Origin of the sequence: Slackia equolifaciens (genome assembly GCF_003725995.1) — a bacterium.
Taxonomy (GTDB): Bacteria; Actinomycetota; Coriobacteriia; order Coriobacteriales; family Eggerthellaceae; genus Slackia; species Slackia equolifaciens.
Map to the genome: position 1 here is coordinate 21,541 of NZ_QIBX01000003.1, position 11,962 is coordinate 33,502.

An 11,962-nucleotide genomic window follows, 5' to 3' on the forward strand; every position below is an offset into this window, starting at 1 on the left:
TTACCTTTACTGCGTCAGTTTTCCCGAGTATGTAATCCAATTCGGAGGAAATTTCTGCCCCAGAATGGCAATAGCACATTTGTGCTGCCCTATTGAGAATTCTGACCTGGGATTATGCAGGATATAAAGATGAGCTGGCGATTGAAGGGTTCAGTACTGCTTCTCTGATGCCGGATTTTGGATTACATACTTTGAGAAACTGGCGGAAAGAAGTGATTTGGGCATCAATCTGGATTACATACTCGGAAAAACTGCCAACAAGCTATCTTGCCCATGAAAAAGCCGGCCGCCTCAGTGGCAGCCGGCTTCGTTTCTCCGTTCTGTCGTTTGTGCTCTATGCCGCTAGCTGCTCTGCGTCTTCGCGGCGTGCCATAGCTGCCTCGTAGTCGCGCGTTCCCACGAACACCTCATGCGTGTAGGGGTTCACACCCAGCTTCTTAGCGCGGTATGCTACGTAGCCCAGCGCCGCAATGTTGGCGCCCAGCGCAAGCACGGATATCGCGAGGTTCACATCGGGGTTATTGACCGATTGGACCGCGAACACGCTCGAGTCGGCGAACATCGGGAACACCTGGCAGAACATGCACCACAGCGAAAGCGTGTATGCACGGTCTTGAATCCATCCGCCCTTGTTCCACAGCGCATTGGCAACGGTGGGGGCGAGCAGCAGCGCCAGGCCGCAGTACCAAGAGTGCGTAGGCAGGCAGTTGTAGGTGTAGCAGAAGTTCCAAATGTCGTAGCTGATGATGAACACCCAGGTCATATCGGGCCAAAGCATGTCCTGCTTTTTCTTGGACACGTAAATCCCAAACCAGCCCGTCATCACGAAGATATTCAAGATGCCCGCGATGCCGTTGAACACGTTGTGCCAGCCTCCGTGCAGGGTAACGCCTTCGCTTGAGACCCAGGTGGTTCCGAACGCGCGCACTGCGCTTTCGAAATCGCTCACCACGGCGATCAGGATATTGATGGCTACGATCACGAACGGGAAGCACTTGAACCATTCGGCTTTGCCGAGCCGTCCCCAGTGGTACTTCAAGATAAGGAATCCGATGCATCCTGCTGTGGCGGCGTAGAGCTTCGCGTAGTGGAACCAGCTGTTCATATACAGATAGGTGGGATTATTGAGCGCCCACTCGGCACCCATTGCCGCACTTGCGTAAATCGAGATGAAATACACGGTGAGAATGCCAGGGATGACGAGGAAGCAGGCAATGCCGCCGGCTTTGCTGCGTCGTGCGACCTCGTTGAACAGAATGAGCGCAACGAATACTATGACCCATCCGAGCCATTGGTAGAGTGCGTTGTCGCCATAGACGTCGAATAGCATGATGCATCTCCTTTGCTGCGTAGCGGCCCACGCCAATGCGCCGATTGGCTTGCCGTGTCATTAGGATGTTTGAGCGAGCTGTCGGTTGCGCGCTTGGCCGGCACGCCCGCGAGATACCTGCAGAGCTATTGCTTCTGATCTGGTTGCCTTTGATCAGCTTGGGTTGTATCCAGGTGGAGCGTTTCTGCGATGATGTCCTTGATCACCTCGTCATCGACGTCGGGATGCTGCCTTAGGTAGCCCACGAGCCCCAGAATCAGCGTATAGATAGTTTCGTAAGGGTGCTGAATGTTGACTGAATGCAGGCGGCGGTAATCCTCGACCGTCGTATCCATGATGTAGGAGGTCACTCGCTCTGCTACCCGGTTCACAAATGCGAGGTAGAGCGCGGCGTTTTCGTGCGTGGCGAGCGCACGCCTGAATGGCTTATGTGCGCTTTCGCAATCGAAGAGCTCCTTGCGCGTAAGGGCAACGACAGTTGCCAGCGCGTGATCGATGTCACCCGTGCGGCGTTGGGCATTCCAGACGCGTAACGATTCGATGAACTCCTCCACGTAAGTGTCAAGCACCGCAGAGGTGAGCTCCTCTTTACTGGGGAAATAGTGATAGAACAGGCTGCGTGCCACACCAAGCCGGTCGGCGATGTTCTGTACGGAGGTCTTGGACAGGCCCTTTTCCTCGAAAAGCTCGCGGGCGCATGCAACGATCTCTTCTCTTCGCTCCATCGTGACCCCCTTCGCATCGAGGATGTTTGCTCTCGAGTTCTATCTGCGTTGTGATGGCTTCGATACGTCGCGACATCTGTCGTGCCGTCATATCGGCCACCTCTTTGAAGATGTCTATAGTATGTGGAATGTCTGACGGTGCGTCAATGTACACTTTTAACAAATCGTCAATTCTAAAAACTTTTGCTCAACTGGGAATATGTATTGTGTGCTTTCTATGATAAGGTTCAGACAGTTCACTGAAGCAGCAAAAGAATAACTTCGAAGAAGTAATGAAATAGAGGATCCGAAAGAAAGGAGACGAGATGGGGTCGATTAAACGTAACGCAGCGCTGGCATTACCCACATGCGGGATCATCGTGCTTGCTGCGGGCCTGAGCGGCTGCGGGCCTTCGTTCGAGGGGTCGGGCAGTAAGGATGCCGCAAGCGCCGAGCAGCTCGCTCTCCATGCAGAGGATCCGTGGGAGTTTACGGTTGATGCCGCGCAAACTCAGCCAGTGTACGAGGGGCTGACAGACGGGGTGTACACCGGAAAGGGCCTGGGAATGGATGGGCTGATCACCGTTACGTTGCTCGTTCAGGACGATCGCATCACAACCCTCGAAATCGTGCAGGAGGGGGAAACTCAAAGCGTCGGTGGGTACGAGGCCATCAGGGATGGCGTGTACGCCTCGATGATCGACGCGGCGCAATGCTCCGATATCGATGCGATTTCGGGTGCGACGTACACAACGGCAGGCGTGAAGCAGGCGGTTGACGACGCGCTCATCCAGGCGGGGGCGCCCATCGAGCCGCGCGTGCTCGCTTCCGGCGCGCCCGATTCGGGCAGGTAGCGCTCTTCTTGAATGTATGCATCCGATATGCGTGCATCGGTTGCCCCGTTGCATGCATGCACAAGGGAGGTTCCGATGAGCAGCAAGAAAGAATCGCATGCTGTAAGCAGGCGCGAGTTTCTGGCGGGCGCGGCAGCTATGGTCGGGGCCGCGGCATGCGCCACGCCCGCAGCTGCATTTGCCGTCGAGGAAGGCGCGATCGGCGATTGGGCGCGTGACGGCAGCGCGCAGGTTGCCGCTCCCGAAAGCCGAGGGAGCAACGCCAGCGCCCCTGACGGCACGTATCGCGAGCATAACGCCGCCTCGTTTCCCGCAAACGAAGCCACGCCTATACCTCCGCGTGCCGTGCCCGATGAGTGGGATCTCGAATGCGATGTGGTAGTGGTGGGCGCCGGCGGCGGGGGACTGAATGCCGCCGCTCGTGCAGCAGAACTGGGCGCGTCGGTCATATGCCTTGAGTCAATGGCGACCTGGGGAGGCAATGCTCAGTCTGCCGGCATGTGCGGCATCCTGGGCGGCTATAGCAAACAGGAGGAGAAGCGCTTCGCGTTTCCCAGCTATCCGTTCGACCCTCAGGCCTTGACCGATTGGGCGATGGACGAATACCACTACGCGGCTGATCCAAAGCTCATTTTTCGCATCGCCGAGCAGGGCGGCCCGTCGCTCGACTGGATGGCGTCGTGCGGAGTCGACTGGCGCCTGGGAGAGGTGCCGGTGTATGTGGCGCCCAAGCGCTCCACCCTTGACCACCATGTGCTCAAGATGAAAGATGCGACCGACGCCATGTTCGATTACGGCCAGAAGAGGGGCGTTGCATTCAAGTTTCGTTGTCCGGCCGAGGCACTCGTGCAGGATGCAAGCGGCCGAATCGTGGGCGTTGTCGCGCGCGAAGACTTTCAGCGCGAGATATATATCCATGCGCCGCGCGGAGTGATTCTGACCGCAGGCGGGTTCTGCAACAACAAAGCCTTGCTCGAGCGCTACATTCCCACCGCGGCGATGGGGTGCGCGTCAAGCTATCTCGTGGGCGGAGAAACGGGCGAGTGCTTCCGCATGGGTCTCGGCGTAGGGGCTGACGTTTCGGGCTTCAACAGCTCGGCGAGTTTTGACGGCGGGGTGGACTGGCAGGCGGAAGGAGGGCAGTGGGCTCGTTTCCTTTATGACGGCATGACCCAGCTTTCGCGCCAGCCGTGGCTCACCATCGACCGGTGCGGCAATCGCCTGCGCTACATGGATTCGCGTGTTGCAGAAGACGGCGCCAACGCAATTTATGCGCTCGGTGATTTGGCGACCATCCAGATGACGCCTCCGGGTCACCGCTCATATATCGTGTTCGACGCGAACTACGAGGACCATCTCTCCGGTTTCGCCCAAGAGCACTGCCGCAAGCTTATCACCCCCGATCTCGAGCAGATCGACAAGGTGCCTGAGCATTATCGCGACTGGCATCACGGCGTTCAGGATGCCATCGATGCCGATGTGCTCAAACGACGCGATTCCCTCGAGGAGCTTGAGCGTGATTTGGGTCTTGCAGAGGGCGTGCTCACGCAGGCCGTGGCCCACTGGAACGAATGCTGCGAGCGAGGTGTAGACGACTTCATGTACCCCATGCCGTCGGAGTGGCTGCATCCCATTGTCGAGCCGCCGTTCTATGGATGCCGTATCGGCGGCAACCTTTACGGCACAAAAGCGGGCTTGCTTATCAACGACCAGATGCAGGTGGTGGGCACGGATGGGCGCGTGATACCGGGCCTCTATGCCGGCTGGCATACCGCTGGCGGCGCCTGCGGCGAGAACAGCTACATCGGCGACCCTATCCTCGGCTCGCTTATGGGCGACGTTGGGCTGGCGTTTTGCGGAGGATACCTCTGCGGCACGTCGGTCATCGAGCACGAGTTTGATGCGGGTCGGTCCGATGCTGACCGCTCTCAAGGAGGCGAATAACCATGCTGAAGCAGATGAAGGCGATGGCGCTGCCCTATGCGACGCTTTTTGCGGTGGCGCTCGTTGTTGCCGTGCTGGCGCGCATCGGACTTGCGGTCATGGACGCAACGGGAGGACTCGCCTACGACTACATATCGGCCACCGGCGTTCCGGTGCTCGACGTGGTATGTTCGATTCTTACCGGCTCGGCGTTCGTCGCGTTTCTTTTCGCGGCGGCATTAGCGCTCACGCTCTCCACGGCGGGCGTTGCGCTCTATGCCGCGCTGGGGCGCAGAGAAGGCGTGCGGGCGATGCCGTCTACGGCGTTTCTTTGGGGCTGGGCGACCGCGCTCGTGGCGCTCATCTGCCTAGCGATCGTGGTGAGCGGCATCCTCTCCGCGGTACAGGTGGGCTCCATGAGCAGCAAGCTGCCGGGTTTGGGAGCTATCATTGCCGCTATGGTGGCGTTCTCCGCGTTCATAGGCACGTTGCTCGGGGCTGCCTCGATGGTGGCGAGCGTATGCCTGGTGGGCGCCAAGAGCCAGAAGGACGCATGCTTGCGCCTCGTGGCAGCGGCTGCATGCTGCGGCGTGCCCGTGATGCTGCTTACCGTGGGAACGTTCGTCACGCTCAATAGCGCAATCGTCGATACCTCTGCGCTCCTGATGTGGGCTGCTGCAGACGTAGCGTGCAATCTTGTGATTCTCTTCGGGGCCTTCTACGTCGGTCGAAAAACCATCGCTTAGCGCCAAGGCTCACATGAGCCCCTCCAGCCTCCGGCCTCGAACCCGGAGGCTTTTTTCATGGGCCGTAAATCCTCGTATCCCACACGGTGCTGAGCCCGGCGTCGCTCGCGAAGGCCGTCGATCACCACAGTGCTCACTTGCTCTATAGCCGCTCGATCGGCGCCGGAAAGCCTGCTCCATAGAAGATCCGTCGCGATGCGATTGGTGGTCTCTGCGATCACGGCAGCCTGGAACGCGCCTTCAGGAGTAGGCACAACGTAGACCGCTTTCTTATCGCGCGGTCCCGTCATGCGGCCGACCCAGCCGTGGCGTGCGAGGCGATCGACGGTGCGCGTGACATTGGCGGTCGAGGTGTCGAGCGCTTCTGCGAGGTCGACGATGCGCTGCGGGTCGTCGACCTCGCTCAGGCGCATCATGATGAGCGCTTCTGAAAGCGGAACGCCGCAGGAGTGCTTAAGCTCGCGCTCGATTTCCAATCGCACAAGCTCCAGCGACACAAGGGTTCGCGAGGCAGGGTAGCGTTCGGCGGTCTGTCGAGAAAGCGGCGGGTCGATTGTCGCGCCAGCGGCCACTGAAGCTTCGAGTATGGCGCGCCAAGAGGCGTTGTCGGTAGGGAAGAGGCTATAGAGAAGCTCCACGATGTGCGTGTTGACGTATTCGATATGATGGACGCCCGCTTCGGTCGCACGAACGGTTTTAGAGCGACGGTCATGCTCGCCTTCGGCGCGCGAAACGAATCCGAAGGCATCGAGCACGCCGAGGGATTGGGTGACTACGTTGGGCTTGAGGCGCAACGCCTCGCCGAGTTTCCCTTGTCCCAGCCCGTGCTCGCCCGCGCCGGAAAGCTTGACCAGTATGCGGTACTGTGTGATATTCAGCTCGCTTGCTTCACGAAGGGCGCCTTTTAGCGCTTCGTGCGTGAGGCGGAAAGCGACAAAAAATGAGGAATCGAACTGAGGCTCAATCTCCGCTTCGTCGTGTGCGGCGCGTTGTGGATGATGGGTGGGTTGACGCATGAGGCACCTCGTGGTGTGCGAGCTCGGAATCGGGTGCGAAGTCTTAAAGCCGCCGTCTGGCGATGTGCTGAAGAAGCAGCCGCAAGTCTTCGTTGATAGCCATTTGACTACACTTGTGAAGTATTTGTATTATAGGACATCGACAATCGCACATGGTGCATCTCACCACCGTTTCTCCTTAATTGGACAACGAGATTTGGTCGAATAGTGCGACTTGGCGTAAAATCAACCGATACGACTTCACCCGGCCACGCGTCGGGGCATTTGGGCGGCAGTGCCGCTGCACTTCTGGACGGTTCGTCGCCACCTGCGTTTTTTATTCGACATGCGCAGGCTGACGACGTGTTTGTATTCATATCAATCCATCAACCAAAGGAGATTACGACATTGGCTAACGAACATATCCATGGCGGAGGCACCGCCAATAGCAACGAGGCCGGCAAGCGTTCCGGCTCTAGGCAGTCGCGCGCTAACGAGACGGAGAACACGGCAACTCAGGCAGGGCAGGGCAAGAACCGTCGCCATCGCACCAAGCGCCACATGACCGTTACGGTGGAGCACAAGCGCCCGCAGATCACCCCTGAAGACCAGATGGAAAAGGAGACGTTCTCCAAGCCCCGCACCCGCAAGGCGCGCGGCGGATCTCGCCGTCGCGGCAGCGTGGAGCGCAAGCCCGATGCGACGCTCAAGGTTATTCCCTTGGGCGGTTTGGATGCCATCGGCAAGAATATGACCGCGTTCGAATGCGGCGACGACATGATTCTCGTGGACGCCGGCCTGATGTTTCCCGATGACGACCATCCCGGCATCGACCTGATTCTTCCCGATTACACCTATGTGCTGGAGAACGAGCATAAGCTGCGTGGCATCATCATCACGCACGGTCACGAAGATCACACGGGCAGCTTGCCGTACCTGATGAAGGATCTTTCCCGCAAGGTGCCCATATATGCGACCAAGATGACGCTTGGCCTGGTGGAGGGCAAGTTCAACGAGCATCGCGTCAAGGCGCGTCTGGCCGAGGTCAAGGCGGGCGACGAGATCAAGCTCGGAAGCTTTGTGGTGGACTTCTTCGCCGTGAACCATTCGATCCCCGGCGCACTCGGCGTGTTTCTTCAGTCTCCTGCAGGCAATGTGCTCCATACGGGTGACTTCAAGCTTGACCAGAGCCCGATCGACGGCGTGCACACCGATTTCGGAGCGCTGGCGCGTTTCGGCAAGATGGGCGTCGATTTGATGATGTCCGACTCCACCAACGCGATGAACCCCAACTTCACGCCATCCGAGGCCGAAGTGGGCCGCGCGCTGCGCCCCATCATCGAGAACGCGAAGGGCCGCGTGATCATCGCGAGCTTCGCCAGCCACATCCATCGTTTGCAGCAGATCGCCGATGCGGCGGTTGCCTGCGGGCGCAAGGTGGTCGTGACCGGACGCTCCATGGTGCAGAACACCGATATCGCGCGCCGTTTGGGGTATCTCAAGATCCAAGATGTGGACCTCATCGACGCTTACGACCTCAAAGACATGCCTGCCGACAAGGTGGTCATCATGTGCACCGGTAGCCAGGGCGAGCCGCTCTCTGCGCTGGCGCGCATCGCCAACGGCGAGCATCGCACCATCCAGATCGACGAGGGCGATACGGTAATCATCTCCGCCACGCCTGTTCCGGGCAACGAAAAGGCCGTGACGCGCGTGGTTAACTCTCTTGCCAAGATCGGTTGCGACGTGTACGACAAGCGCCGCGCCATGGTGCACGTATCGGGTCATGCGGGCGCCGAGGAGCTCAAGCTCGTGCTCTCGATCGTGCAGCCTAAGAACTTCATGCCCGTTCACGGCGAGGCCACTCATCTGCGTGCCCATGCCAAGCTGGCCGAAGCGACCGGCGTTCCCGCGCGCAACATCTTCCTCTGCGAAAACGGCGACACGCTCGAGCTTACGCAGGACGGCGTGCGCTTTGGCGAGCCGGTTGAAAGCGGCATCGTCTACGTGGACGGCCTTTCGGTGGGCGATACCTCCAAAGACGTCCTCGACGAACGCCAGACCTTGGGCGGTGCGGGCGTTGCGCTCATTTGCGCCGCGGTTGATCTGCGCAAGAAGCAGATCATGGGCCACGTACGCGTGGAGATGCGGGGTATTACTGGCGGCGATGTGTCCGACCTCCGGCGCGAGGCCACCGATACCGTGAAGGGCACTTTGCGCCGCGCGCTGGAAAAGGGCACCAAGGGCCGCGATTTGGAAAAAACCTGCCGCGACTCCCTGCTCTCGCTTCTTTGGGAGCGCACCAAGCAGCGCCCCATGGTGGTGTCGAGCATCATCGAACTGTAAGGTCAGCCCTGAGTTTTGATCGCAAGAATCCGGCCGTTTTGAGCAAAGGCCGGATTCTTGGTGCCATGCGACGGGTGAGGGTATAATTCTGCAATCTGAAACGAAGTTCAAACGCAGCAGTAAGGAGCGAGGAGTGGCTCGCGGTTCCAAAAAAGCCGAAGCACAATCAAAGATCAGTTCGGGCAAGCGCGCCTCCGACCGCGTCGCGCTCAAAGAAGCGGGCGCCAAGGCGGGGGGCGGCAGGAAGGCCGCAGCCGCCCGCGCCCAGCAGGAGGAGCTTGATTTTCGCGAGCCCAGGATTTTCGACGATCGCACCCGGCGTGATATCGCCGGCGTCTTGTGCGGCGTGGTGGCGGTCGCGCTCTTCATCATCGCGGTGCTGCCGCCTTCGGGCTTTATTACCTCGGCACTATCGCAGGGGCTCCATCTGGGGCTCGGTTTTGGGTGCTACCTGCTTCCCATCATGATGCTCGCGACGGGCGTATGCATGCTCGTCCGCACGGAGCATAGTCATCTCGGGCTGCGCGTAGGCATCGGGTCGTTTCTTATCCTTATCGCCCTAATGTCCATTCTCGCCCTTTTCACGCCGGGTGCTGCGACCGATCCGGGCGCGGTGTTCGCGCGCGATCCTGCTTCCTCGGTGGATCACCTCTCTGTGCGCGGAGGGTATGTGGGTGCCGGCATCGCATGGGTGCTGCTTGAGCTTTTCGGCCAGGCCGTGGGCTGCGTGCTGCTGCTCGGCGTGGCTTTGGGCGGTGTCGTGATCATAGGGTTCTCGGTGTCGGGAGCGCTTTCGTCCCTTCGCGACAAGGGGCAAAGCCTACGTGAACTGCGTCGCGAGCGCCGTGCCGCCGAGCAGGACGAGGAAAGCACCGCCCTCGACAGCCAGCCCTATGAGCAGCCGCGCTATGATCGTAACCGTCCTTTTGGCGGCATTCGTCGATCCGTCGATCCCGATCGTACGGCCCAGCAGGAGCCGTACCGCCCCGAGCCTGCGCCCCGCGTGCCGCGCGACCTCTCTCGACCGCGCCGCGCTTCGCAGTCTATCACTCAATCGCTCGGCGATTCTCGCACTATGTACGGCGGCCCGCATGCTTCCGATGTCGAAATGTACTGGCCTTCGGATTACGCCTATCAGGCGGATGCCGCAGGTGCGGAGGAGCCCAACGACGCATCGTCGGCCCAGACGCGCGTGCTTGGCGTTGACGAAGGTCCGCGCATGAAGAAGACCCGTTCGCGTGCCAAAGAGGGGGCTGCAGCTAAAACGGTCGCGCTGCCTTGGAACGATGCCGAGGATGAGCGCGACGCTGCGTCACATTCCGTAGAGCCCGCAAAGCCCATGACGCGCCGTCTGGCGCGCAAGGAGGACGCCCCGTCCTCTAAGCCTGCTGCCAAGACGCGTTCTCTGTCTTCGGCTTCTGCGCCCGACAATGCCCAAGGGGAGACGCGCGGCGGCTTCACGCTGCCGGCATTCAGCCTGATCAAGCATACGTCTAAGGCAGAAAAGGCCGACGAGAACGATCTACGCGCCGTGGCGGCTGAACTCCAGGGCACGCTCGAGGACTTCAGCATTATGGCGCAGGTTGTGGGCTGGGTCGCCGGTCCGACGGTCACGCTTTTCAAGGTCGACCTGCCTTCCGGCGTGCGCGTGAGCCGCATTCTTGCCCTTCAGGACGATATCGCGCTCGCGCTCGCGGCGCCTGGCGTGCGTATTTTCGCCCCCATCCCGGGCACCAACCATGTGGGCATTGAGGTTCCCAACAAGGTGCGCCAGACCGTGCTTTTGGGCGATGTGCTCAAAGACGCCAAGGGCGGCGCGCTCGAGATGGCCATCGGCAAGGATGTCGAGGGCAACAGCATCATCGTGGACCTTGCCAAGATGCCCCATTTGCTCATCGGCGGCACCACGGGCTCCGGTAAGTCGGTGGGCATCAACTCCATGATCATGTCGATACTCATGCGCGCCACCCCAGACGAGGTGCGGTTCATCATGATCGACCCCAAGCGCGTCGAGTTCACGCTCTACAACGGCATCCCGCACCTCTACGTTCCCGTGGTTACCGAGAACAAGGAGGCCGCAAGTGCTTTGGCCTGGGGCGTCGCTGAGATGGAGCGCCGCCTGAAGGTCATGTCCAAAGCGGGCGTGCGCAACATAGCGCAATACAACGCCAAGGTCGAATCGGGCGCGCTTGATCCGGAGGGCCTTGATGAGTCGCAACCGGCGAGCGGAACCAAGCAGCTCTCGATCGACGACATTCCTCAGGCGCCTAAGAAAATGCCCTATATAGTGATCGTGATCGACGAGCTGGCCGATCTCATGATGAACGTCGGCAAAGAGGTCGAGCTTTCCATCAGCCGCATCGCTCAGCTGGCGCGTGCCGCCGGCATTCACATGATCATTGCCACTCAGCGCCCTTCCACCAATGTGGTCACGGGCCTGATTAAGGCCAATATCACGAACCGTATCGCGTTTTTGGTGGCCTCCGGAATCGATTCGCGCGTCATTCTGGACACGCCTGGAGCCGAAAAGCTCATCGGCTGGGGCGATATGCTGTTCAGCAAGCCCGAATGGGCCAAGCCGCAGCGTTTGCAGGGTTGCTTCGTGTCCGAAGAGGAAATCGACGCGGTGGTCGAGCATCTCAAGTCGCAGGGCGAACCTGAGTATCATAACGAGATCCTGCAGACCAACGTCATCGGCATCGGGTCGTCCATGCCCGATGGCAGCGGTGGCTCGTCGAGCTCGGACGACCCTCTGATTTGGGAGGCGGCCGATATAGTTGTTTCGAGTGGATTGGGCTCGACCTCGAATATCCAACGCCGTTTGAGTGTAGGCTATTCGCGGGCAGGACGCATCATGGATATGCTGGAGGAAAAGGGCATCGTGGGGCCGCCCAACGGCAGCAAGCCCCGCGAGGTTCTGGTGGATGCCATGGAGCTCGAGAGCCTCAAGGCGTTCGAGGCGCATGACGCCGAGGATTCTGTATACTAGCAATCGCCGGGCGGCTGCACCGTCCGGCTTGTCGCGTTTTCAGGCGGCTGCAAACGTCGCCTTCGAACATACAAG

8 protein-coding genes are annotated in these 11,962 nt (G+C 59.9%); 5 read left to right on the top strand and 3 right to left on the bottom strand.

The genetic code is table 11. From position 1 onward, the window contains the following. Window positions 1–334: 334 nt before the first annotated feature. Together DMP06_RS02940 and DMP06_RS02945 are read right to left on the bottom strand one after the other, a co-directional pair. A complete protein-coding gene (locus DMP06_RS02940; protein ID WP_123208256.1) occupies window positions 335–1,330 on the bottom strand; it encodes a DUF5692 family protein in 996 nt (331 codons plus the stop codon). Window positions 1,331–1,455: 125 nt separating this feature from the next. Next, window positions 1,456–2,055: a TetR/AcrR family transcriptional regulator gene (locus DMP06_RS02945; protein WP_123208257.1), complete on the bottom strand. Its 600-nt coding sequence runs from the start codon at window positions 2,053–2,055 to the stop codon at window positions 1,456–1,458. A gap of 305 nt (window positions 2,056–2,360) precedes the next feature. Here DMP06_RS02945 and DMP06_RS02950 point away from each other — a divergent pair, with 305 nt between their 5' ends. The 3 genes from DMP06_RS02950 to DMP06_RS02960 all read left to right on the top strand — a co-directional run bounded on the left by DMP06_RS02950 (window position 2,361) and on the right by DMP06_RS02960 (window position 5,557). Further along, complete coding sequence (locus DMP06_RS02950; RefSeq protein WP_123208258.1) at window positions 2,361–2,888, top strand: FMN-binding protein; 528 nt, start codon at window positions 2,361–2,363, stop codon at window positions 2,886–2,888. A 75-nt stretch (window positions 2,889–2,963) separates the two neighbouring features. Then, window positions 2,964–4,832 carry an FAD-dependent oxidoreductase gene (locus DMP06_RS02955; RefSeq protein ID WP_123208259.1) on the top strand — a complete coding sequence of 623 codons (1,869 nt, stop codon included), beginning with the start codon at window positions 2,964–2,966 and terminating at the stop codon, window positions 4,830–4,832. A gap of 2 nt (window positions 4,833–4,834) precedes the next feature. Next, window positions 4,835–5,557, top strand: a complete 723-nt coding sequence (locus tag DMP06_RS02960) for a hypothetical protein (RefSeq protein ID WP_123208260.1) — start codon at window positions 4,835–4,837, stop codon at window positions 5,555–5,557. On the opposite strand, the gene DMP06_RS02965 is transcribed toward DMP06_RS02960, so the two are convergent. Further along, the gene (locus tag DMP06_RS02965; protein ID WP_123208261.1) at window positions 5,554–6,573 is read right to left on the bottom strand and encodes a MarR family transcriptional regulator; all 1,020 of its coding nucleotides are present in this window, start codon (window positions 6,571–6,573) and stop codon (window positions 5,554–5,556) included. The two genes, DMP06_RS02960 and DMP06_RS02965, sit on opposite strands and share 4 nt — an antisense overlap. 387 nt (window positions 6,574–6,960) lie before the next feature. Here DMP06_RS02965 and DMP06_RS02970 point away from each other — a divergent pair, with 387 nt between their 5' ends. Next, window positions 6,961–8,898 carry a ribonuclease J gene (locus DMP06_RS02970; RefSeq protein WP_380782608.1) on the top strand — a complete coding sequence of 646 codons (1,938 nt, stop codon included), beginning with the start codon at window positions 6,961–6,963 and terminating at the stop codon, window positions 8,896–8,898. A gap of 133 nt (window positions 8,899–9,031) precedes the next feature. Further along, window positions 9,032–11,887, top strand: coding sequence for an FtsK/SpoIIIE family DNA translocase (locus DMP06_RS02975; RefSeq protein ID WP_123208262.1), 2,856 nt, complete (start codon window positions 9,032–9,034; stop codon window positions 11,885–11,887). The last annotated feature ends 75 nt before the right edge of the window (window positions 11,888–11,962 follow it).

Excerpts from the sequence above, each read along its gene's own strand:
- DMP06_RS02940 (WP_123208256.1), bottom strand. The coding sequence starts at position 1,330 with ATGCTATTCGACGTCTATGGCGACAACGCACTCTACCAATGGCTCGGA.
- DMP06_RS02965 (WP_123208261.1), bottom strand. The coding sequence starts at position 6,573 with ATGCGTCAACCCACCCATCATCCACAACGCGCCGCACACGACGAAGCG.
- DMP06_RS02945 (WP_123208257.1), bottom strand. The coding sequence starts at position 2,055 with ATGGAGCGAAGAGAAGAGATCGTTGCATGCGCCCGCGAGCTTTTCGAG.
- DMP06_RS02960 (WP_123208260.1), top strand. The coding sequence starts at position 4,835 with ATGCTGAAGCAGATGAAGGCGATGGCGCTGCCCTATGCGACGCTTTTT.
- DMP06_RS02955 (WP_123208259.1), top strand. The coding sequence starts at position 2,964 with ATGAGCAGCAAGAAAGAATCGCATGCTGTAAGCAGGCGCGAGTTTCTG.
- DMP06_RS02950 (WP_123208258.1), top strand. The coding sequence starts at position 2,361 with ATGGGGTCGATTAAACGTAACGCAGCGCTGGCATTACCCACATGCGGG.